We start from the raw sequence: 21264 nt of genomic DNA, 5'->3' as shown, positions 1-21264 counted from the left end.
GGTCGTGGTGACGTTCGCGCAGGCGCAGGAGCGCGCCGAGGAGTGGATCAACGGGGATGTGCCCGCGTACCAGCACCGGGAGGTGCGGGTGCGGGAGTTCGGCCTGGGTTTCGTGGTGTGGGCGGAGGACCGTCCGGCGGGTCCGGTGTCGGGGGGTGGCCGGCAGCGGCTGGTCATCGCGCGGGACAGCGGTGAGGTGACGTTGTGGCCGGGCTTGCCGGTGGGTGAGGTGATCCGCCGGTACGAGGAGGAGTACGGGGCTGCCGCGCATGCGGGGGCCGGGCAGGAGGCGTCGGTGCCGCCGCCGCGGATCGATTCCGAGCAGACGTCGTTCATGCTGAGTCCGCCGGAGTGGCTGCGGGAGGCAGCGGCGGCGGCCACCGGTCAGGATTCGGGTCCGGGGTCGGGTCAGGGTTCGGAATCGGGGTCGGGGTCGGCGTCGGGTTCGGGTTCGGGTTCGGGGTCGGCTTCCGGTTCGGCCGGGGTGCCGGGTGCCGGTGGTTCGGGTGCGGGTTCGGGTGCGGGTGTGCCGGGTTCCGGTCTTCCGGCCGGTACGCCGGCCGGTGGTGTGCCGTCTGCGGTGCCCGCGGCGGAGTCCGCGGGGGCGGGTCCGGAGCCGCTGGCCGGCGCCGGTGTGCCGTCGGGGGCGACCCCGTGGGCCGGGATCGATGTGAACCCCGGGGCGGACGACGCGTCCGTGCCGTTGCCGGCGACGGTGTTCGCGCCGCCGCTGTCCGGGTCGGACCTGGAGGACGTGGGTCCGGCGTCCGGGGTGGAGCCGGAGGCGAGGACGGCGCTGATTCCCGGGGGCAGCCAGCTGCCGCGTACGGCGGTGGCGCCGGTCATCGACCTCATCGGGTCCGCGCCCGGTGGCGCGCCGGCGCCCGCGCCCGGTCCCCGGCCCGCGCCCGGTGCGGCGGACATCGCCGACGAGCCGACCGGCAAGGCGGAGGCGCCGCGGCGGCCCGCTCCGGCACCGGCCGGTGGTGGTCTCGACCATGCCGCGACGATGCTGGCCCATCCGGGTGGTCCGGGTGCGCCGCAGCCGCCGGGTCCGCCCGGTCCTCCGCCGGCTCCCGGTGCGGGGCAGCCGCCCGCGCCTCCCGGTCCGCCCGGTGCGCCCGGTGGTGGTCTCGATCATGCCGCGACGATGCTGGCCCATCCGGGTGGTCCGGGTGCGCCCCAGCCGCCGGGTCCGCCGGGTCCGCCCGGACCTCCCCCCGCGCCCGGTGCTCCCGGTGCGCCCGGTGGCGGTCTCGACCACGCCGCGACCATGCTGGCGGGTCCGCCTGTCGGCGGCCGGCCGGCACCTCCCGGCCCTCCGCCGGGTCAGGTCGCGCCTCCCGGCCCCGTACCGCCCGGTCCGGCCGGGCCCGGTCCGATGGGTCCCGGCCCGGTCGGGCAGCCCGGTGTGCCCACGGTCGGTCCCGGCTACCAGGCCGTGCTGCGCTACCGTGCGCCCGATGGCTCCGAGCAGCAGATCATCCGCCGCTCGGCGCCCGGTACGCCGCATCCGGAGTGGCAGATCCTGCATGAGCTGCGTGCCATGAACGTGCCGCCGCAGCAGGTGCTGGAGCTGCACACCGAGCTGGAGTCCTGTGAGCTGCCCGGTGGTTACTGCGCGCGGATGATCCGGGAGACCTGGCCGCAGGTGCGGATCACCAGTGTGGCCCCGTACGGTCAGGACCATGCCGGCCGACAGGCGGGCATGCGGCATCTGCTCACTCATCAGGGTGAGCTGCACCAGGTGGCCGACGGTCCGGCGCGGCCGGCTCCGGTACGGGCGCCGCTGCCGCAGGTCCCGCTGCAGCCGGCCATTCCGATGGAGGCGATCGGGCAGGAGCTGGCGGGTGCGTTCGGCCCGCAGGGCGTGTTCCGGTTCGACCAGCGGGCGGTGTCCCGTCAGGGCGTGCCCGAGATCGTGGCGCACACCCTGATGGTGGCCGGTCTGCCGGTGGACTTCGGGCCGTTCTTCTGGGCGCAGGCGGTGCCGGGGCAGCCGGTGCCGACGCTGGCGGAGCTGGCCGCGCAGCGGCAGGTGCAGCCGGCTTCGGACGCGGGTTCGTACCTGGTGGTGGGCAGTGACTTCGGCAAGGCCCTGTGTGTGCAGTACGGGACGGCGCACATCGTGGCGGTGCCGGTGGAGGGCGGGCCCGGTGGGGCTCCGGTGCCGCCGCAGTTCGTGAACTCGAGCCTGCCGCAGTTCGTCCGTTCGGTCGCGATGCTGGGTCACATGTGGCGGCTGCGACAGCATCTGACGCCGGAACAGGCGGGCCGGTGGACCGTCGATTTCCAGGCGAATCTGGCGGGCCTGGACAGTGCAGCGCTGGCCTCGCCGGAGAGCTGGTGGTCGGTGCTGCTGGAGCAGATGTGGGACGGGCTGCTGTGACGGATCGCTGATCCGCAGCCGTGCGGCGCCCGTGCGGTACCGCTGCGGTACCGGTGTGGTGCCGGTGTGGTGTTCGTCCGGATGGCCGGGCCGGGACCCCGAACTCGGGGTCCCGGCCCGGCCATTCCGGCTTCCGGCCGCAAATGGCGCATCCTTGTCGGGAATCCCCGCGAGAGAGGCGCTTCCAGGATGAGTGCACCCATGTCACCTCAACCGCACGGCTTCACGACCATCCGGGGCCGCGGGTATCGCGCGGATCAGGTCGACCGATATCTCGCCCGGTTGTCCGGTAGCCGGGACGAGGCGTGGGAGCGGGTGGCCCGGCTGACCGTGCTCGCCCGGCAGATGGAGGCGGAGGCGGAGCGGCTGCGTGAGGCGGTGTCCCGGCTGGAGCCCCAGACGTACGGCGATCTGAGCGAGCGGGCCCGGCGGATCCTGGCCCTGGCCGAGGAGGAGGCGGAGGTCCTGCGGGTGGAGGCGCGGGTGGACGCGCAGGGTGCCTTCGCGGCGGCCGAGACGCACGCGGAGCGGGCTGCGGAGCTGGCCCGGTCGGATGCGGAGGCGGTGCGGGAGCAGACGGAGGTGCGTGCCCGGCAGGGGTTGCTGCGGGCCCGTCAGGAGGCGGACGCGCTGCGGTCGGAGGCGCGGGACGAGGCCCTGGCGTGGCGGGCGGAGGCGCAGGGCGCGCTGGAGGAGGTGCGCCGGCGGGCGGATGCGCTGCTGGAGGGCCAGGAGGCGCAGCAGCGGGAGCGCCGGGATGCGGCGGAGCGGGAGTGGGCGGGGCTGGACGAGGAGCTCCAGGCCCGGCTCGCCGAGGCGGAGGCGCATGCGGAGGCCCGGCTGGCGGAGGCGAGGCGGGCGTACGCGGAGTCGGAGGAGGCGGCCCGGCACGGGCAGGAGGACGCGGAGGCCCGTGGTGCGGAGCTGATCGCGGAGGCGCGGGTGCGGGAGGAGCGTGTGGGACGGGAGACGGAGCGGGTGCTGCGGGAGCACGCGGAGGCCCAGGAGGAGATGCGCGCCCATATGAACCACGTGCGTTCCAGCCTGGCGGCGCTGACCGGCCGTCCGGCTCCGGCCGAGGGTCTGTAGGACTTCCCGGGACTCCTCGGCCGGTGGGGCCCCGTGTCCGGCGGGACATCCCCTGGCGCCGGCTCAGAGGGCTTTGGCGAGGAAGGCTCCGATCAGCGGGGTGATCTCCGGGAGGTGGGTCTCCAGGGCGAAGTGGCCGGCGTCCTCGAAGAGGTGGAGTTCGGCGTCGGGGAGGTCGCGCAGGTACGCCTTGGCTCCCGCCGCGGTGAAGAAGGGGTCGCCGGTGCCCCAGAGGACCAGGGCCGGCGGCCGGTGTTCGCGCAGCCATGCCTGCCAGGCCGGGTAGAGGGCGACGTTGGACCGGTAGTCGAAGGCCAGGTCGGTCTGGGCGTCGGCGCGGCCGGGCAGGTCGAGGAAGTACTGGTCGAGGGCGGGGGCGGCGGGGTCGAGGCGGGCGGGGTCGGCGACCCCGGCCTCGTACTGGAAGCGGGTGCTTTCGAGGGTGAACAGGCCGCGTACGGCGTCCTCGTCGCCGGGGACCTCGCGGCGGCGGGCGATGAGCTCGCGGGCGCCGTCGGACAGGCCGTCCTCGTAGGCGTTGCCGTTCTGCACGATCAGGCCGGTGATCCGGTCGGGCCGGCGGGCGGCGAGGCGCAGGCCGACGGGGGCGCCGAAGTCGAAGACGTAGAGGGCGTACCGGTCGAGGCCGAGGGCGTCGGTGAACGCCTCGGTGATGTCGGCGAGCCGGTCGAAGGTGTAGGTGAAGCCGGCGGGGGCCTCGGTGTGGCCGAAGCCGGGGTAGTCGGGGGCGATGAGGCGGTACCGGTCGCCGAAGGCGTCCATCAGCCGGCGGAACTGGTGGGAGCCGCTGGGGAAGCCGTGCAGGAGGAGCAGGACGGGGGCGTCGGCGGGGCCGGCCTCGCGGTAGAAGACGCGGACTCCGTCGGCCTCGACGGTGGCGTGGCGGTGCCGGACGGGAAAGGTCTCGCTCATCACATGCCTCCTGTGGCTTCGATGGCATTAGCTTTGCCGATCATGGCTAACGGGTCAAGGGCTTCCAGTAGCATTAGTGGGGTGACTGTGAACGAGACCGCGACGGCTGCCGGAACGCCGGCGGTGGCCTTCCCGCTCCTCGGCGAACCGCTCGCCCTGGACCTGCTCAACACCCGGCCCGCGGCAGCCGGAGACCTGATCGCCGGCCCGGCCGGCCTGGCGGCCTGGCTGCGCGAACAGAGCGGCCGGCTGACGGCGGTCGCCGAGGTGGGGGCGGCCGAGCTGGCCGCCGTACACGCCGTACGGGAGGCCGCGGACGGCGCGCTGTGCGCGGCGGTACGGGGGGAGCGGCCGCCGGCGGGGGCGCTGGACGCGCTGAACGCGGCACTGGCCGCGGCGCCCGTGCACCGGGAGCTGGCCTGGACGGAGGTCGGGCTCACGGCGGAGCCGGCCCGCGCGGGCACGCCGGCGGAACGGCTGGGGGCGGAGCTGGCGGAGGCGGTGGCGGAGCTGCTCACCGACCCCAGGGTCACCTCGGTCCGCGCCTGCGAGGCGGCGGACTGCGTCCTGCTCTTCCTGCCCGCCCACCCGCGCCGCCGCTGGTGCGTGGCCTCGGCCTGCGGCAACCGTGCCCGGGTGGCGCGCTACTACGCGCGGCACAAGGGGGATCAGGCGCAGACGACGACCGGGACGCGGGCGGAGAAGCGGTCCGGGACCACGTCGCAGACCACGGCGTAGGCAGACCACGGCGTAGGCGGGCCGCGGTGTGGGAGCGGACCGGCGGGGCGGCCCCGGGCTACTGGTTCGGGGCGGGCCGCTGAGGGGTGTTGTCCGGGGCCGGGCGCTGCGGGCCTACGGCGGGAGAGGCCGGGGACACGGTCCCGGAGGTGGCCGGGGCCGCGGCCGGTGTGAACGCGTACGGGTCGCTGCGCAGTCCCGTGGTGGTGACGATGACGGCCTGCGGGCCGGTGAGGGTGCCCGGCACGTCCACGACGAGCCGGCCGCCCTCCAGCCGGGCCGGGACCCCGGTCTCGTTGAACGTGACCACGGACGCGTCCTGGAAGCCGCCGCCGGACACGGTGACCGGGCCGCCCGGGGTCTCCTGGCGGACGTCCGTGATCACCGGGTTGGCGCGGCCGGCCATCTTGTTCAGGAGGTACGCGCCGGCCGGCGCGCCCGTCAGCGCCCAGATCTGCTCGGGGAGCCGGGGGAGGCCGCCGCCGACGTCGGCGAGGAAGAAGACGACCACGTAGGCCATGGTCACCAGGCTGAGCGCGACGTACTGCAGGTCGACCAGGTCGGTGCGCCCGCTGTCGTTCGCGATCAGGTCGCGGACGGGGCGGGCGGCGGGGGCGCCCGCCCCGGCGGCGGGCGCGGGGCCCGGCTTCGCCAGCGACCCCTGCTGGACGCGCATCCCGACGACCGCCTTGGCCGCGATCAGCGCCGCGTACGGGCCGCCGAGCAGCGGCAGGTAGACGGTGGTGAGGGCGGAGAAGGGGCCGTCGGGGTCGCGGTGGAACCAGGCGATGCCCTCGCCGGAGAACATGCCGTAGCCGAGGCTGACCAGCAGGAGCCAGACCAGGAGGACGGTCCAGGCGAGGGCCAGCGTGGTCGAGGTCGACAACCGTCCGTCCCGGCCGGTGATGAACGCCGGGTTCTTGCGGAGGCGCAGGGCCACCGGGCCGGCGAGCGCGGCGAGCGTCAGCAGTGCGAAGAAGGCGGAAAGCAATTCGGGTCCCCCGGGTGGCGTGTCGGCGCGGCGGACCTGCGCTCCGCCCCCGCCCAACGGTGTACCGGTTGGCCGGGTCCATGACAAGCAAGCCACGCCCTGCGGGCCGCACTACGGAAGCTCCGCTGCGCGAGCCCTTCCCCACCCCGTCCTCCCCCGGACGGAGTCCGGGGGAGGACGGGGTGGGGAAGAAGGAGGGCTCGGCCCCGAGCGGAGCCAGCGCGGTCAGGGGCGGTCGTCCGCCGGCAGGACCGGGAAGCGGCGGGGCGCCACCAGGACCAGGATCAGGAAGGCCGCCAGCGCGGCGGCCGCGGCGCCCAGGTAGACGTGGTCCACCGCGTTGGTGACCGCGGCCCGGAGGTACGCCGAGGCGGCCGCCGTGAGGGAGTCGGGGTGTTCCAGGGCCCGGGAGACCTCGTCGAGGTGCGCCGGGAGCCCCGGGACCGGCGCGTCGGCCAGCCGCGCCGCGATCGTCGCGTTGGCGATCGCCCCGAACAGCGCGGCCCCGACGCTCTGGCCGACCTGCCGGCAGAACAGCACCGACGCGGTGGTCTGCCCCCGCTCCGCCCAGCCCACCGTCGACTGCACCCCCACCACCAGCGGCAGCTGGAACAGGCCCAGCGCGGCGCCGAGCGCCAGCATCAGCAGGGCCGGCTGCCAGGGCCGGGCGGGATGCGGGAGGAGCGGGAACGCGGCGAGGCAGAGGAAGCCCACCCCGACGCCGAGCGCGGCGGTGTTGCGGAAGCCGATCCGCCGGTAGACGTGCTGGCTGAACGCGGCCGATATCGGCCAGCTCAGCGTCATCGCGGACATCACGAAGCCGGCGCCGACCGGGTCCAGGCCGAGCGCGGACTGCGCGTACGTGGGCAGGAACACCATCGGGGCGACCATCAGCAGGCCCAGCATGGCCATGGCCAGATTGACCGCGGCGATGGTCCGGCGGCGCCACACCCAGCCCGGCAGGATCGGTTCCGCCGCGCGCCGTTCGACGTGGACGACGACCACGGCGAGGACCGCACCCGCGCCGAGCAGGCCGAGGGAGGGCGCGGACAGCCAGGGCCAGGCCACCCCGCCCTGGACCAGCGCGAACAGCACCAGCCCGCCGCAGGCGAAGACGGCGAGCGCGCCCGGCCAGTCGATCCGCGCGATGGCGCTCCGCCCGCCGGCGGCCGTACCTGCCGCCGTACGTGCGGCAGCGCGGGCAGGCTCCCGCAGGTGACGGGCGGTCAGCCAGAGGGCCAGGGCTCCCACGGGCAGGTTGAGCAGGAAGATCCAGCGCCAGTCGGCGTACGAGGCGAGCAGGCCGCCGAACGCCGGCCCGGCGATGGAGGAGGTGGCCCACACGGTGGACATCCGGGCCTGGATCCTCGGCCGCTCCTCGAGCGGGTACAGGTCGGCGGCCAGGGTCTGCACGGTTCCCTGGATGGCTCCGCCGCCGAGCCCCTGCAGGACGCGGAAGGCGATCAGCGCGGCCATGTTCCAGGCGGCGGCGCAGCACAGCGAGCCGAAGAGGAACAGGCTCATCCCGGCCAGCAGGACGGGCTTGCGGCCGAAGGTGTCCGAAAGCTTGCCGTAGACGGGGAGGGTGACGGTGACGGCGAGCAGATAGCCGGCGAACAGCCAGGAGAAGACGGAGAAGCCGCCGAGGTCGCCGACGATCTGCGGGACGGCGGTGGCGACGATGGTCCCCTCGAGGGCGACGAGGGCCATCGCCAGCATGAGTGCGGCCACCACGGCCCGCCGCGGCCGCCCGGCCGCCGGGGCCTTGGCCGGGACCCCGGCCGCGTCCTCCGCCGCACCGTGCGCGGCCCCGGCGTTCTCGCCCGTCCCCACCGTGATCCTTTCACTGTGCACGCAACTTCGCGGAACACCTTCTCACCCGCCCCCGGTGCGGCGGTATCCCCCAGGCCTCCTCCCCCGCAGGGGGGAGGACCCCTAGGGGTAGGTCCTCACATGGGGCCAGGGGTCTTTCGTCCCGGCGGAGGACGAGGAATCGGCCGGATCCTTCTTAACTGTTTCCTACAGGCGGGGACCGGGGGGTGGGGTTAACCCCCGGAGGGATACGGCGATCCGCACCAGCGCGCCGGCCACCCCCCTCGGCACAGACTCAACGGGTGCGACGGAGCGCCGCCCGGCGCCGCCCGCGCCGGACGAACGACGAACGACCGAAGAACGACGAACGAGGAGAATGACCGTGACAACGGCTGTGACCGACACCAGGCACGGGGGTACTGGAGGGCGTACGGCCGTCGCGGCACGAGCGCGGCAGGTCGTCAAGGCGTACGGGGCGGGCGAGACCCGCGTGGTCGCGCTGGACCATGTCGACGTGGACATCCACCGCGGGCAGTTCACCGCGATCATGGGCCCGTCCGGCTCCGGCAAGTCCACCCTGATGCACTGCCTGGCGGGCCTGGACACGGTGAGCGGTGGCCAGATCTACCTGGACGACACCGAGATCACCGGCCTGAAGGACAAGAAGCTCACCCAGCTCCGCCGTGACCGGATCGGCTTCATCTTCCAGGCGTTCAACCTGCTTCCCACGCTCAACGCGCTGGAGAACATCACGCTGCCGATGGACATCGCCGGCCGCAAGCCCGACGCGGCCTGGCTGAACCGGGTCGTGGAGACCGTCGGTCTGGCCGGCCGGCTCAAGCACCGTCCCACCCAGCTCTCCGGCGGCCAGCAGCAGCGCGTGGCGGTGGCCCGCGCCCTGGCGGCCCGTCCCGAGATCATCTTCGGTGACGAGCCGACCGGCAACCTGGACTCCCGGGCGGGCGCCGAGGTCCTCGGCTTCCTCCGCCGGTCCGTCGACGAGCTCGGCCAGACCATCGTGATGGTCACCCACGACCCGGTGGCCGCCTCCTACGCCGACCGCGTCCTCTACCTCGCCGACGGCCGGATCGTGGACGAGATGTTCAACCCGACCGCCGACCAGGTGCTGGACCGGATGAAGGACTTCGACGCGCGCGGGCGGACGTCGTGACCGTGCTGAAGACCTCGATGCGCAACTTCGTCGCGCACAAGGGCCGGATGGCGCTGTCCGCCATCGCCGTGCTCCTCTCCGTCGCCTTCGTCTGCGGCACCCTGGTGTTCACGGACACCATGAACACGACGTTCGACAAGCTGTTCGCGACCACCGCGGCCGATGTCACCGTCAGCCCCAAGACCGCGGAGGACATGGAGAACCCGCAGCGCGGCCGACCCGAAACGCTCCCCGCGGACGCCGTCCAGAGGGTTTCGAAGGCGCAGGGCGTGCAGTCCGCCGAGGGCAGTGTCATCTCGCTGTCCGTCACCGTGGTCGACACCAAGAACAAGAACCTCGGCTCGACCACCGGCGCGCCCACCATCGCCGTCAACTGGAGCGACAACGAGCTCAAGTCGATGAAGGTCGCCTCCGGCCACGAACCGCGCGGCCCCACCGAGGTGATGGTCGACGCCGACACCGCCAAGAAGCACAAGCTGAAGCTCGGTGACGAGCTCCGCACCATCACCTTCCACGGCGACATCCGCGCGAAGATCTCCGGCATCGCCGAGTTCAAGGTCACCAACCCGGGCGCCACCGTCGTCTACTTCGACACGGCGACCGCCCAGCGCGGCCTGCTCGGCACCTCCGGCCTGTTCACCAACGTCATCGTCACCGCCAAGGACGGCGTCAGCGACGACCAGCTGAAGAGCAACATCGCCGCGTCCGTCGGCGCCGACACCTACAAGCTGCAGACCGCCGCCGAGGCCGCCGACGAGGGCCGCAAGGACGTCGGTTCCTTCCTCGACATCATGAAGTACGTGATGCTCGGCTTCGCCGGCATCGCCTTCCTGGTCGGCATCTTCCTCATCTTCAACACCTTCTCGATGCTGGTCGCCCAGCGCACCCGCGAGATCGGTCTGATGCGCGCCATCGGCTCCGACCGCTCGCAGATCAACCGCTCCGTGCTCACCGAGGCGCTGCTGCTCGGCGTGTTCGGCTCGGCCCTGGGCATCGGTGCGGGCATCGGCCTGGCCGTCGGCCTGATGAAGCTGATGGGCCTGATGGGCATGAACCTGTCCACCGAGGACCTCACCGTCCTGTGGACCACCCCGGTCATCGGCCTCGTCCTCGGCATCGTCGTCACCGTCGTCGCCGCCTGGATCCCGGCCCGCCGTGCCTCCCGGGTCTCCCCGATGGCCGCGCTGAGCTCGATCGGTGCCCCCGAGGACCGCAAGGCCGGCGTCGTCCGTGCCGTCATCGGTCTGGTGCTGACCGGCGCCGGCCTCGCCGCGCTGCTGCTGGCCGGCAACGCCGAGAAGGCGAAGGACGGGTCGCTGTGGCTCGCCCTGGGCGTCGTGGCCAGCCTGATCGGCTTCGTCGTGATCGGTCCGCTGCTCGCCGGCGGCGTGGTCAAGGTCCTGGCCGGGGCCGTCCTGCGGCCCTTCGGCTCGGTCGGCCGGCTCGCCGAGCGCAACGCGCTGCGCAACCCGCGCCGTACGGGTGCCACCGCGGCGGCCCTGATGATCGGCCTGGCGCTGGTCGCCTGCCTGTCCGTGGTCGGGTCCTCGATGGTGGCCTCCGCCACCGATGAGCTCGACAAGTCGGTGGGCGCGGACTTCATCGTGGCCTCCGACACCGGCCAGCCGGTGCTGCCGAAGGCCGAGGAGACCATGCGCGCCACCAGGGGTCTGGAGCACGTCACCGCCTACCGCACCGTGGACGCGAAGGTCACCGCCCCCGACGGCTCCGTCAAGAAGACCGACCTGAGCGTCACCGACCCGACGTACCCGCAGGACGTACGCCGCAAGATGCGGGCCGGCGAGCACAAGGACGCCTACGCGGCCGGCGCCATGGCGGTCGGCTCGCTCTACGCCGACGAGCACAAGATCAAGGTCGGCGACCGGATGACCGTCGCGTTCGAGGGCGGCAAGACCGCAGAGCTGAAGGTCGCCGCGATCACCCTCGACGAGGGCAACCTCGACAAGGGCGTGATGTACGTCAGCACCGCGACGGCCGAGGCGAACGTGCCCGCCGACAAGCTGCCGCGCCCGTTCATGCTGCTGGGCAAGGCCAAGGAAGGCCAGGCCGACGCCGCGTACGGGGCCCTGAAGGCGGACCTGGGCCAGTACCCGCAGTACACGGTGCGCGACCAGACCGACTACAAGCAGGCGCTGAAGGACCAGGTCGGCACCCTGCTGAACATGGTCTACGGCCTGCTGGGCCTGGCGATCATCGTGGCGGTGCTGGGCGTGGTGAACACCCTGGCCCTGTCGGTGGTGGAGCGGACCCGTGAGATCGGCCTGATGCGCGCCATCGGCCTCTCCCGCCGCCAGCTGCGCCGCATGATCCGCCTGGAGTCGGTGGTCATCGCCCTCTTCGGTGCGCTGCTCGGCCTGGGCCTGGGCATGGGCTGGGGCGCCACCGCCCAGCAGCTGCTCGCGCTGGAGGGCATGAAGGTGCTGGAGATCCCGTGGGGAACGATCATCGGGGTGTTCATCGGATCGGCCTTCGTGGGTCTGCTCGCGGCGCTGGTCCCGGCCTTCAGGGCCGGCCGGATGAACGTGCTGAACGCGATCGCCAGCGAGTAGCCGGCACGGCGCCCGCAGGGACGCAATGACGGGCCCGATGGCCCCGGTCCTCCTCGGGGGAGGGACCGGGGCCATCGGCGTAGGCTGGGAACCCCCGGCCCGCAAGGCGCGTCGGGCCCCTCGTGTTGCCCAGATCCCGGACCCTGCGGACGGAAGCCCTTACCTCATGAGCCTGCACGGACTGCTCGACGCCGTCGTCGCGGACCCCGCCCTCGCGGAAGCGGTCACCGCGGCTGCCGACGGCAACCGGATGCACGTGGACCTGGTCGGTCCGCCCGCGGCACGGCCCTTCGCGATCGCCGCGCTGGCCCGGCGTACCGAACGGACCGTCCTCGCCGTCACCGCCACCGGGCGGGAGGCCGAGGACCTGGCGGCGGCGCTGCGGTCGCTGATGCCGCCGGAGCTGGAGAGCTCCGTGGTGGACTACCCCGCCTGGGAGACCCTGCCGCACGAGCGGCTGAGCCCGCGCAGCGACACCGTCGGGCGCCGGCTCGCGGTGCTGCGCCGGCTCGCCCACCCCAGCAAGGACGACCCGGCGGCCGGCCCGGTCAGCATCGTCGTCGCGCCGATCCGGTCCGTGCTCCAGCCGCAGGTCAAGGGGCTCGGCGAGCTGGTGCCGGTGGCGCTGCGGCAGGGGCAGACCGCCGATCTCGGCGAGGTCACCGAGGGGCTCGCGGCCGCCGCCTACGCCCGGGTCGAGCTGGTCGAGAAGCGCGGCGAGTTCGCCGTGCGCGGCGGCATCCTCGACGTGTTCCCGCCCACCGAGGAGCACCCCCTCCGGGTGGAGTTCTGGGGCGACGAGGTCGAGGAGATCCGCTACTTCAAGGTGGCCGACCAGCGGTCCCTGGAGATCGCCGAGCACGGCCTGTGGGCCCCGCCGTGCCGCGAGCTGCTGCTGACCGGCGAGGTACGGGAGCGGGCCGCCGCCCTCGCCGAGGAGCACCCGGAGCTCGGCGAACTGCTCGGCAAGATCGCCGAGGGGATCGCGGTGGAGGGCATGGAGTCCCTCGCGCCGGTGCTCGTCGACGACATGGAGCTGCTGCTCGACGTGCTGCCGGCCGGTGCGATGGCGGTGGTCTGCGACCCCGAGCGGGTCCGTACCCGGGCCGCCGACCTCGTCGCGACCAGCCAGGAGTTCCTGCAGGCCTCGTGGGCCGCCACGGCCGGCGGGGGCGAGGCGCCCATCGACGTGGGCGCGGCCAGCCTCTGGGGCATCGCGGACGTCCGGGACCGGGCCCGCGAGCTCGGCACGATGTGGTGGTCGGTCTCGCCGTTCGCCGCCGACGAGGCCATCGGCGCCGACTCCCTCACCCTGGGCATGCACGCCCCCGAGAGCTACCGCGGCGACACCGCCCGCGCGCTGGCCGACACCAAGGGCCGGCTCGCCGACGGCTGGCGGACCGTCTTCGTGACGGAGGGTCACGGACCGGCCGCCCGTACCGTCGAGGTGCTCGGCGGCGAGGGCATCCCGGCCCGGCTGGAGGCCGACCTCGGCTCCCTTGAGCCTGCGCTGGTGCACGTGGCCTGCGGGTCCGTCGAGAGCGGCTTCGTCCACCCCGGCCTGAAGATCGCCGTACTGACCGAGACCGACCTGACCGGGCAGCGCACCGCCACCAAGGACCTCGGCCGGATGCCCACCCGGCGCCGCAAGACCATCGACCCCCTCACCCTGGAGGTCGGCGACTACATCGTCCACGAGCAGCACGGCGTCGGCCGCTACATCGAGATGGTGCAGCGCACCGTCCAGGGCGCCACCCGCGAGTACCTGCTCGTCGAGTACGCCCCCGCCAAGCGCGGCCAGCCCGGCGACCGCCTCTACATCCCCACCGACCAGCTGGAGCAGGTCACCAAGTACGTCGGCGGCGAGGCGCCCACCCTGCACCGGCTCGGCGGCGCCGACTGGACCAAGACCAAGGCGCGCGCGAAGAAGGCCGTCAAGGAGATCGCGGCCGACCTCATCAAGCTCTACAGCGCCCGCATGGCCGCCCCCGGGCACACCTTCGGCCCGGACACCCCCTGGCAGCGGGAGCTGGAGGACGCCTTCCCCTACGCGGAGACCCCCGACCAGCTGTCCACCATCGCCGAGGTCAAGGAGGACATGGAGAAGTCCGTCCCGATGGACCGGCTGATCTGCGGTGACGTCGGCTACGGCAAGACCGAGATCGCGGTCCGCGCGGCCTTCAAGGCGGTCCAGGACGGCAAGCAGGTCGCCGTGCTCGTCCCCACCACCCTGCTGGTGCAGCAGCACTTCGGCACCTTCTCCGAACGCTACAGCCAGTTCCCGGTCAACGTGCGGGCGCTGTCCCGCTTCCAGACCGACACCGAGGCCAAGGCCACCCTGGAGGGCCTCAAGGAGGGCTCGGTGGACGTGGTCATCGGCACGCACCGGCTGTTCTCCTCCGAGACCAAGTTCAAGGACCTCGGGCTGGTCATCGTCGACGAGGAGCAGCGGTTCGGCGTCGAGCACAAGGAGCAGCTGAAGAAGCTGCGGGCCAACGTCGACGTGCTGACCATGTCCGCGACCCCGATCCCGCGCACCCTGGAGATGGCGGTCACCGGCATCCGCGAGATGTCCACGATCACCACCCCGCCGGAGGAACGGCACCCGGTGCTGACCTTCGTCGGCCCGTACGAGGAGAAGCAGATCGGCGCGGCCATCCGGCGCGAACTGCTGCGCGAGGGCCAGGTCTTCTACATCCACAACCGGGTGGAGTCCATCGACCGGGCGGCCGCCAAGCTGCGCGAGATCGTGCCCGAGGCGCGGATCGCCACCGCCCACGGGCAGATGGGCGAGAGCCAGCTGGAGCAGGTCGTGGTCGACTTCTGGGAGAAGAAGTTCGACGTGCTGGTCTCCACCACGATCGTGGAGTCCGGCATCGACATCTCCAACGCCAACACCCTGATCGTGGAACGCGGCGACAACTTCGGCCTGAGCCAGCTGCACCAGCTGCGCGGCCGGGTGGGACGCAGCCGCGAGCGCGGGTACGCGTACTTCCTGTACCCGCCGGAGAAGCCGCTGACGGAGACCGCGCACGAGCGGCTGGCGACCATCGCCCAGCACACCGAGATGGGTGCGGGCATGTACGTGGCGATGAAGGACCTGGAGATCCGCGGTGCGGGCAACCTGCTCGGCGGCGAGCAGTCCGGGCACATCGCGGGCGTCGGCTTCGACCTGTACGTCCGCATGGTCGGCGAGGCGGTGGCCGACTACCGGGCTTCGCTGGAGGGCGGCGCCGAGGAGGAGCCGCCGCTGGAGGTCAAGATCGAGCTGCCGGTGGACGCGCACGTCCCGCACGACTACGCGCCCGGCGAGCGGCTCCGCCTCCAGGCGTACCGGTCCATCGCCTCCGCCAACTCGGAGGAGGACGTCAAGGCGGTGCGCGAGGAACTCACCGACCGCTACGGCAAGTTGCCGGAGCCGGTGGAGAACCTCCTGCTGGTGGCCGGGCTGCGGATGCTGGCCCGCGCCTGCGGGGTCGGCGACATCACCCTGCAGGGCAACAACATCCGCTTCGGCCCGGTGGAGCTGCGCGAGTCCCAGGAGCTGCGCCTCAAGCGGCTGTACCCGGGTTCGGTGATCAAGCCGGCCACCTCGCAGGTGCTGGTGCCCCGCCCGAAGACCGGCAAGATCGGCGGCAAGCCGCTGGTCGGCCGCGACCTCCTGGCCTGGACGGGGGAGTTCCTCACCCAGATCCTGGGCTGAGCGCGGGCGGCGGCCTTCCGGGCGGGGTGTCCGTCCGGAAGGCCGCGCGGTCGAGGCTCAGAGCTCGTCGAGGTCCAGGGCCGCGGCCATTGCCCGGTAGCCGGCGTCGCCCGGGTGGATGTGGTCGCCCGAGTCGTAGGCGGGCAGGATGCGGTCCCGGTCCTGCGGGTCCGACACGGTGCTGTCGAAGTCGACGACGGCGTCGTACGCGCCGGAGGTGCGGACCCACGCGTTGAACGCGTCGCGCCGGGCCTCGTTGTCCGGGGTGTCGTAGAAGGAGCCCTTGATCGGGGTCAGGGTCGAGCCGATCACCTTGATCCCGCGGGCGTGGGCCTGGCGGATCAGCGTGCGGTGGCCCTCGATCAGCTGGTTGACGGAGACCTCGGGGGTCGGGCCGCCGACGGCGCCGGGCATGCTGCCGCCGATGTCGTTGATGCCCTCCAGGAGGATGACCGTGCCCACGCCCGGCTCGCTCAGCACGTCCTTGCGGAAGCGGGCGACGGCCTTCTCGCCGGCCCAGGACCAGTCGTTGGTCACCTGGTTGCCGCCGATCCCGTGGTTGAGGACGCTACGGGGCCGCCCGGCTTCGACGAAACGTTCCGCCAGCTGGTCGGGGTAGCGGTTGTCGGCATCGGGGGTGGAACCGACGCCGTCGGTGATGGAGTCGCCGAAGGTCACCACGGCGTCCCGGCGCCGGGAGTCCCGGCCGCCGGAGACCTCGACCCCGGTCAGGTAGTACCAGGAGGTGCTGGTCTCCGTGAACGCCGTGCCGCTCACGTCCGAACGGTGATCGCCCACCGCCCGGTAGGCGGTGGCGCCGGCGAAGTGGTGGAAGGTGGTGGGGCCCGTCGGCCCGGCCAGGTAGAGGGTGACGGTCACCGACTCCAGCGCGTCCACCGGGAAGGGCACCCCGTCGCTGTGGGCCGTGCCGCCGGCCGGGATGGTGAGCGACCGGCCGTGGCCGAAGGTCAGCTGCCGCACCGAGCCGGGCCGCACCGCGCCGCCCCCGGCGGTCTTGGCCACCGTCGCCCCGGTGATCCGCAGCGGAGTGCTGCCGTAGCGGTTGGACAGCTCGATCCGGGCGCGGGTCCCCCCGGTGCTGACCCGGACCACCTGCCGGACCGTGTGGTCGGAGAAGCCCTGCTGCGACCAGTTCGGCCCGAAGGGTGCGGTCGGCTGCTGGGGCGAGGCGGCCCAACCGCCGCGCCAGGAGGCGCCGCCGGACCCGGCGCCGTGGTCCGCGGCCGCGGCCGCGGCGGGGCGCGCGGCCAGGGCCTCCGGGCCGGCGACGGGCAGTGCGGCCAGTGTGGCGGTGGTGAGCAGGGCGACGCCCGCGCGCCGTAACGGGCTCTTGATGGTCATGGTTTCCCCCGGTTCGTTCCGAAGTCCGTTTCTCTGACTGCGTGCACGCAATCAGGATCAAGTGGTGATCGACTCCGGCTATTCCCCGGGGTTCCGGGCAGGGGTCCGGCGCCCGGCGCGGTGAGGCGGGGTCAGGCGCGCAGCAGGAGGGCCGTACGGTCCCAGAGTCCGTCCAGGAGGGAAGGGTCGTCGGACAGCTTCGCGAAGAGGACCATGCCCTCCAGCTGGGCCAGTACCGCGCGGGCGGTGTCCCGGGAGCGGCCGGGCAGGGCCGCGTGCACCAGGTCGATCTGTTCGTCGAAGATCTCCGCGAGGCGGGCCTGGACCACCTCGTCCCGGCCGCTCACCTCCAGGGCCAGGTTGCCGAACAGGCAGCCGTGCACGGAACCGTGCTCGGCGCGGGCGGCGCGCTGGGCGGCCGCCTGCTGTTCGAAGAGCCCGCGCAGCCGGTCCTCGCCCGGGCCCGGGGCGGCCAGGAGGGCCGTCCAGGAGGGGCGCTGCGCGGCCCAGTGCGCGTTCACCGCCTCCACGGTCAGGGCCTGCTTCGACGGGAAGAAGTGGTAGAAGCTGCCCTTCTTCACGTCCGCGCGGGCGCAGATCTCGGCGACGCCCACGGCGGTGTAGCCGCGTTCGAGCACGAGCGCGCAGGCCGCGTCCAGCAGGCGTTCCCGTGCGGTGCTCGTCCGTCCCATGGCGGCGAGTATACGACCGGCCCACTGGTGAATAGTTGACCGGTCGTCTAGTCTCCGGGGCATGACTGCTTTCACGGAACTGTTCGGTCTGGAACACCCCGTCGTGCAGGGCCCGTTCGGCGGCGGGCTGTCCTCCGTCGCGCTGGCCTCGGCCGTCTCCGAGGCGGGCGGGCTCGGCTCCTACGGCGCGCACATCCTCACCCCCGAGGGGATCGGCGGGCTGGTGGAGGAGCTCCGCCGGGCCACCGGCCGGCCCTTCGCGGTCAACCTGTGGGTGCCGCACCCGGACGAGGCCGCCGGGCCCCCTGACGCGGACCGGCTCGCCCGCTACGCGGACCTGGTGCGGCCCTGGTACGAGGAACTCGGCCTGGATCCCGCCCTGCTGGAGGACCCGCCGCCGGCCCCCGCCTTCGACGCGCAGATCGAGGCGCTGCTGGCGGCCGCCCCGCCGGTGATCAGCTTCGTGATGGGGATCCCCCGGCCCGAGGTCCTCGCCGAGGCCCGGCGGCTGGGCATCGCCACCATCGGCACGGCGACCACGGTGGAGGAGGCCGAGGCGGTCGAGGCCGCCGGGATGGACGCGGTCGTGGCGTCGGGCAGTGACGCCGGCGGCCACCGGGGCTCGTTCCTGCGGCCGGTGAACGAATCGCTGGTCGGCACCTTCTCGCTGGTCCCGCAGGTGGCCCGGGCGGTGTCGGTGCCGGTGATCGCGGCCGGAGGCATCGCCGACGCCCGCGGCGTGGCCGCCGCGCTGACGCTGGGCGCCGACGCGGTGCAGGTGGGCACGGGCTTCCTGGCCACCGAGGAGTCCGGGGCGAGCGAGGTCCACCGGGCGGCGCTGGCCGGCCCCGAGGCCCGGTCGACCGTCCTGACCCGCGCCTTCTCCGGCCGCCTCGCGCGGGCCGTCCCGAACCGGTTCACCCGCGGGATGCTCCCCTACGAGGACCGGGTCGCGCCCTACCCGCTGCAGTACACGCTGACCCGGCCGCTGCGGGAGGCCGCGGCCGGGGGCGGCCGGAGCGGGCTCGCCAACCTCTGGGCGGGCCAGGCCGCCCCGCTCACCCGGCGCCGTCCGGCCGCGGAGTACCTCGCGGAACTCGCGACCGGGGTGCCCCGCCGCGCCACGCTCCGCTAGCGCAAGCCCGGGGGCGGGGGAGGTGGCGGATCAGGCCTTCTCGGAGGGGCCGCCTTCGAGCTTGTCGCCGTCGACGATGTCCTTGTCGGTCGGCGCCTGGGTGTTCACGGGCTTGTTGAACTCGGAGAAGGCGATCTCCCCGGTCTCCTTGCCCGTGACGGTGGTCTTCAGGAAGTACGGCTCGCCCTCCATGGCCACCCAGTAGGTCTCGTCGCCGTCCTTGCCGGCGTTGGTCAGGGTCCACGCCGGCCCGGCGGGCAGCTTGGTCTCCTGGCCCTTGCGGGCGAGCGGCAGGGATCCGAACTCGTCGAGCAGCTCGTCCAGGTCGCACACCTTGGCCATCTCCTTGGCCTCGGTGCTGGTGGCGGTCTTCTTCACCCAGCGGTCGGCGAGCTGCTTGACCACCGCCTGCTTGGTCTCCTCCGACTCGCCCTTCAGCGAGGCCCGGTAGAACTGCTTGTCGGCCTTGAAGTAGAGGAGCTTGGAGTCCTTGATGATCTTCATGGACCCCTGGCCCTGCATCGAGACGGTGCCCGCGCAGTCGCCGGCCTTGCTGATGGCGAGGTCGAGGCTCATCGGCTTGCCGTCCTCGATCACCTGTCCCTCGACGCGCAGCGAGGTGGCGGCCCGGGTGGCGGTGAGGGCCTTCTGGGCTATGTCCGGACCGGAGAGGTCGTTGAACGGGTGCTTGCTCGGGCTCGGGCTCGCGCTGGGAGCGGCCGGGGTGTTCGTCTTGCCGGGCTTCGCATCGTCGGAGCCCGAGCCGGATCCGTTGCAGGCGGTCAGCCCGAGAAGGGCGGCCGAGGCCAGGGCTGCGGTGGCGGTCACACGGGCAGGTCGCATGGATGCTACTTCCTGTTGCGGAGGTGTGGAGCCGGTCAAGGGGGCGGCGAGGGGCGAGTGTACGGGGCGGTACCGACACGGGGCGTCGGGGGAGACGCCCTCCCCTGCCGGGGCGGTTCCCCGGGAGGGTGCGTGCGGCGGCCCGGTCAGCAGCCCGGTCAGCCGCCCATCTTGGCCAGGTCGACGATGTCCTTGTCGGCCGGAGCCGGCACCTGCACCGGCTTGTCGAAGCCGGAGAAGTTCATCTCGCCGGCCTCCTCGCCGGTGTGGACCGTCTTCAGCAGGTAGGGCTCGCCCTTGGTGGCGACCCAGACGGTCTCCGTGCCGTCGTCGGTCTTGGTGGTGATCTCCAGGGCCTCCTGGCCGTTCACCGTGCCGGTCTTGCCCTTCTTCGCGCCCTCGCTCTTCTCGAACTCCTCGGTGAGCTTGCCCAGGTCGCAGAACCCGGCCACGTCCTTGGAATCGGCGTCGGTGGCCTTCGACTTCACCCACTTGCCCGCGAGCAGCTTCAGGGCGAGAGCGGCCTCGTCCTTGGGCATGTCCTTGAACTCCGAGCTGTAGAAAGCCTCGTCGGCCTTGAGGTAGAGGTCCTCGCCCTTCTTGAGCAGCTCGGCCTTGCCCTCGCCCTCGGTGCCGAAGGTGCCGGTGCACTCGGCCCCGCCCTTGGTCATGGACATCGTCACGTGGACGGTCTTGCCGCCGTCGGGGAAGGTGCCGCTGAAGGTCAGCGAGGAGGCCTTCCTGACGGTGTCGAGAGAGGCGTTGACCACCTCGGAACCGGACTTCCCGGCGAACGGGCCGGACTCGGCGGCGGAACAGCCGGTGAGGGCGAGGGCGGCCGTGCAGGCGAGGGCGGCGGAGGCGGTGGTCAGGCGGGCGGGGTTGCGCATGGGGGGAGGTCTTTCTGCGGGAGGGGGGAGCGGGGCGGAGAGAGCGGGTGGGGCGGTCAGGGTGGGGCGGGGCCGGCGTGGGGCCGGCGCGGCGGGCCCGGGAAGGCCCGCCGGCGCGTCACAGTACGGGGCGGGGACCAAAAGCGGAACGGTGGGGTCCGGTCCTCGCCCGAGGGTCGGCGGCCGGAGGTGGGGGCCTCCGGGCGGCCGGGGTCCGGCGGCTCAGCCGGTCTTCTTCCAGTCGGCGCAGCCGCTGGTCTTGAAGTAGGCGTCCTTGGCGGAGATGGTCACCACGGCCGAGCCTTCGGGGTTCTCGTTGGCGATGATCGAGTCGATGCCGTGCTCGGCGTCCTTGGTGCGCTCCCAGTAGCAGTTGTCGCTGCCCTCGGCCGGTCCGGCCGACTTGTAGGTGCCGGGGGCGAGGTCCAGGCCCACCTTGAACATGCCGCCGTCGCCCTTGGCCTCGGACTTCGGGCTGCCGGTCGCCTTCGGGTCCACGGCCTCCCAGTCCTTGCAGTCGTTGCTCTTGAGGATCTTGGCGGAAGCCTTGACGGTGAGGTAGCTGGAGCCGGTCACGTTGTCGTTGGCGATGATCGAGTCGGTCTCGCCGGAGGAGTCCTTGGCCAGCTCCCAGTAGCAGCCGCTCGTGGAGCTGTTGCCGCTGGTGCGGTACGTGCCGGGCTTGAGGTCCTTGCCCACCTCGAAGGTCCCGTTGCCCTTGAAGGCGCCGGCCTTCTTGGACTCTTCCTTCTTCTCCGGGGACTTCTCCTTGGTGCCGCCGGTGCCGGAGTCGGCGGGCTTGCTGCTGCTCGTGGACTTGCCCTTGTTCTTGTCCGCGTCGGTGTCCGTGTCGGAACAGGCGCTCAGGGTGACCAGGGCGAGTGCCGTGCCGATACCGGCGAGGGCCGTGCGGGTGAGCCTGGAGGCGTGCGACATGTCTGGCCTT

General features: G+C 72.9%; 15 protein-coding genes. 7 read left to right on the top strand and 8 right to left on the bottom strand.

Annotation, left to right across the window (positions count from 1 at the left end; genetic code table 11):
- Nucleotides 1-4: 4 nt before the first annotated feature.
- Together ACGFQ9_RS10360 and ACGFQ9_RS10355 are read left to right on the top strand one after the other, a co-directional pair.
- On the top strand, nucleotides 5-2389 hold the full coding sequence (locus ACGFQ9_RS10360; protein ID WP_393573194.1) for an SUKH-4 family immunity protein: 2385 nt from the start codon (nucleotides 5-7) through the stop codon (nucleotides 2387-2389).
- A 282-nt stretch (nucleotides 2390-2671) separates the two neighbouring features.
- On the top strand, nucleotides 2672-3478 hold the full coding sequence (locus ACGFQ9_RS10355) for a cellulose-binding protein (RefSeq protein WP_393573192.1): 807 nt from the start codon (nucleotides 2672-2674) through the stop codon (nucleotides 3476-3478).
- Nucleotides 3479-3541: 63 nt separating this feature from the next.
- Here ACGFQ9_RS10355 and ACGFQ9_RS10350 read toward each other — a convergent pair whose 3' ends face one another.
- Nucleotides 3542-4411 (bottom strand): alpha/beta fold hydrolase, encoded by an 870-nt coding sequence (locus ACGFQ9_RS10350; protein WP_393573190.1) that lies wholly within the window; start codon nucleotides 4409-4411, stop codon nucleotides 3542-3544.
- 81 nt (nucleotides 4412-4492) lie between these two features.
- Between ACGFQ9_RS10350 and ACGFQ9_RS10345 the strand changes: the two genes are divergently transcribed.
- A complete protein-coding gene (locus ACGFQ9_RS10345; protein WP_393573188.1) occupies nucleotides 4493-5149 on the top strand; it encodes a CGNR zinc finger domain-containing protein in 657 nt (218 codons plus the stop codon).
- A 58-nt stretch (nucleotides 5150-5207) separates the two neighbouring features.
- On the opposite strand, the gene ACGFQ9_RS10340 is transcribed toward ACGFQ9_RS10345, so the two are convergent.
- A complete protein-coding gene (locus ACGFQ9_RS10340) occupies nucleotides 5208-6140 on the bottom strand; it encodes a hypothetical protein (protein WP_393573186.1) in 933 nt (310 codons plus the stop codon).
- A gap of 225 nt (nucleotides 6141-6365) precedes the next feature.
- Entirely contained in the window at nucleotides 6366-7994 is a 1629-nt protein-coding gene (locus tag ACGFQ9_RS10335) for an MFS transporter (RefSeq protein WP_393573184.1), read from the bottom strand.
- 334 nt (nucleotides 7995-8328) lie between these two features.
- Between ACGFQ9_RS10335 and ACGFQ9_RS10330 the strand changes: the two genes are divergently transcribed.
- The 3 genes from ACGFQ9_RS10330 to mfd all read left to right on the top strand — a co-directional run bounded on the left by ACGFQ9_RS10330 (nucleotide 8329) and on the right by mfd (nucleotide 15396).
- Nucleotides 8329-9123: an ABC transporter ATP-binding protein gene (locus tag ACGFQ9_RS10330; protein WP_393573182.1), complete on the top strand. Its 795-nt coding sequence runs from the start codon at nucleotides 8329-8331 to the stop codon at nucleotides 9121-9123.
- Nucleotides 9120-11693 carry an ABC transporter permease gene (locus ACGFQ9_RS10325; protein ID WP_393573180.1) on the top strand — a complete coding sequence of 858 codons (2574 nt, stop codon included), beginning with the start codon at nucleotides 9120-9122 and terminating at the stop codon, nucleotides 11691-11693. The genes ACGFQ9_RS10330 and ACGFQ9_RS10325 overlap by 4 nt, the downstream gene beginning before the upstream one ends.
- Before the next feature lie 166 nt (nucleotides 11694-11859).
- A complete protein-coding gene (gene mfd / locus ACGFQ9_RS10320; protein WP_393573178.1) occupies nucleotides 11860-15396 on the top strand; it encodes a transcription-repair coupling factor in 3537 nt (1178 codons plus the stop codon).
- A 57-nt stretch (nucleotides 15397-15453) separates the two neighbouring features.
- Here mfd and ACGFQ9_RS10315 read toward each other — a convergent pair whose 3' ends face one another.
- Together ACGFQ9_RS10315 and ACGFQ9_RS10310 are read right to left on the bottom strand one after the other, a co-directional pair.
- A complete protein-coding gene (locus ACGFQ9_RS10315; RefSeq protein ID WP_393573176.1) occupies nucleotides 15454-16758 on the bottom strand; it encodes an SGNH/GDSL hydrolase family protein in 1305 nt (434 codons plus the stop codon).
- A gap of 131 nt (nucleotides 16759-16889) precedes the next feature.
- Entirely contained in the window at nucleotides 16890-17450 is a 561-nt protein-coding gene (locus ACGFQ9_RS10310) for a TetR/AcrR family transcriptional regulator (RefSeq protein ID WP_393573174.1), read from the bottom strand.
- Nucleotides 17451-17511: 61 nt separating this feature from the next.
- On the opposite strand from ACGFQ9_RS10310, the gene ACGFQ9_RS10305 reads away from it, so the two are divergent.
- Nucleotides 17512-18585 (top strand): NAD(P)H-dependent flavin oxidoreductase, encoded by a 1074-nt coding sequence (locus ACGFQ9_RS10305; protein ID WP_393573172.1) that lies wholly within the window; start codon nucleotides 17512-17514, stop codon nucleotides 18583-18585.
- A 30-nt stretch (nucleotides 18586-18615) separates the two neighbouring features.
- On the opposite strand, the gene ACGFQ9_RS10300 is transcribed toward ACGFQ9_RS10305, so the two are convergent.
- The 3 genes from ACGFQ9_RS10300 to ACGFQ9_RS10290 all read right to left on the bottom strand — a co-directional run bounded on the left by ACGFQ9_RS10300 (nucleotide 18616) and on the right by ACGFQ9_RS10290 (nucleotide 21254).
- Nucleotides 18616-19428: a hypothetical protein gene (locus ACGFQ9_RS10300; RefSeq protein ID WP_393573170.1), complete on the bottom strand. Its 813-nt coding sequence runs from the start codon at nucleotides 19426-19428 to the stop codon at nucleotides 18616-18618.
- A gap of 158 nt (nucleotides 19429-19586) precedes the next feature.
- Nucleotides 19587-20318, bottom strand: a complete 732-nt coding sequence (locus ACGFQ9_RS10295) for a hypothetical protein (protein WP_393573168.1) — start codon at nucleotides 20316-20318, stop codon at nucleotides 19587-19589.
- Between the two features lie 222 nt (nucleotides 20319-20540).
- Nucleotides 20541-21254, bottom strand: coding sequence for a hypothetical protein (locus ACGFQ9_RS10290; RefSeq protein ID WP_393573167.1), 714 nt, complete (start codon nucleotides 21252-21254; stop codon nucleotides 20541-20543).
- Nucleotides 21255-21264 lie beyond the last annotated feature (10 nt).

The sequence above is a fragment of the Streptomyces sp. NPDC048603 genome, from assembly GCF_043199475.1.
Classification (GTDB): Bacteria; Actinomycetota; Actinomycetes; order Streptomycetales; family Streptomycetaceae; genus Streptomyces.
Note: the sequence above shows the minus strand (reverse complement) of the source record. Positions and strands in the feature narration are given on the sequence as shown.

Coding starts and splice junctions, on each gene's coding strand:
- ACGFQ9_RS10330 (WP_393573182.1), top strand. CDS start 8,329: ATGACCGTGACAACGGCTGTGACCGACACCAGGCACGGGGGTACTGGA.
- ACGFQ9_RS10300 (WP_393573170.1), bottom strand. CDS start 19,428: ATGCGACCTGCCCGTGTGACCGCCACCGCAGCCCTGGCCTCGGCCGCC.
- ACGFQ9_RS10350 (WP_393573190.1), bottom strand. CDS start 4,411: ATGAGCGAGACCTTTCCCGTCCGGCACCGCCACGCCACCGTCGAGGCC.
- ACGFQ9_RS10310 (WP_393573174.1), bottom strand. CDS start 17,450: ATGGGACGGACGAGCACCGCACGGGAACGCCTGCTGGACGCGGCCTGC.
- ACGFQ9_RS10295 (WP_393573168.1), bottom strand. CDS start 20,318: ATGCGCAACCCCGCCCGCCTGACCACCGCCTCCGCCGCCCTCGCCTGC.
- ACGFQ9_RS10315 (WP_393573176.1), bottom strand. CDS start 16,758: ATGACCATCAAGAGCCCGTTACGGCGCGCGGGCGTCGCCCTGCTCACC.
- mfd (WP_393573178.1), top strand. CDS start 11,860: ATGAGCCTGCACGGACTGCTCGACGCCGTCGTCGCGGACCCCGCCCTC.
- ACGFQ9_RS10290 (WP_393573167.1), bottom strand. CDS start 21,254: ATGTCGCACGCCTCCAGGCTCACCCGCACGGCCCTCGCCGGTATCGGC.
- ACGFQ9_RS10305 (WP_393573172.1), top strand. CDS start 17,512: ATGACTGCTTTCACGGAACTGTTCGGTCTGGAACACCCCGTCGTGCAG.